The sequence below is a fragment of the Paenibacillus sp. A3 genome, assembly GCF_001399685.1.
GTDB lineage: Bacteria > Bacillota > Bacilli > Paenibacillales > NBRC-103111 > Paenibacillus_G.
Genome location: NZ_JTHN01000378.1, coordinates 1 through 600 on the forward strand (window position 1 = coordinate 1; position 600 = coordinate 600).

Here is a 600-nt window from a genome sequence, read left to right on the forward strand (position 1 = left end):
CTGTCGAACTGCGGCCCGATTACCGTCACTTCGGCCCCGGGCAGCCGCGAGCATTGGCCGATCAGCCCTTCGTCGATCCAAGGCGCCCATGCTCCGACGTAGCCGATCTGTTTTCGCTTCGATGATCCACGACTTGCAGCGGCTTCTTCGTCCGGCAAGTGAAGCTTCGTACTTGGATCGTAACCATTGCGGATCAAGGCGGCCCTCTGCTCCGGGTAACATCTTCGGATTCGGTCGTACAGCCGCTGCGATGAGCATACGATGGCATCCGCCCGGACGGCCAGCTGTTTTTCGGCCCGGAACCACTCGCCGAGCTCGTCCGAACAGTCGTAAACGAGCTGATCGGGGGAATAGGCAGCGGCAATGGACAAGTAGGCGAAGGGCAGCGAGCACCAGACGATAACGGGGGCGGCTTTGCGGATTTTGGGCCAAGCCGTTTGAAGCCAATGCTCATGATGATGGACGACAAACAGGTTCGGCTCGATGCGTTCCACCCGCGGAATCGATCTGGTCCGGTTGCAGAAAAATACCGTGTAGCCCAGTCTTGCCAGTTGGGTCATCAACTGCTGCGGGCGCTGCTTCATCCATAGCCAATCGAGG

1 pseudogene is annotated in these 600 nt (G+C 59.3%); it reads right to left on the minus strand.

What is annotated here, in order from left to right:
* Positions 1 to 600, minus strand: a pseudogene (locus QJ48_RS37850) (glycosyl transferase family 1); the annotation flags it as partial.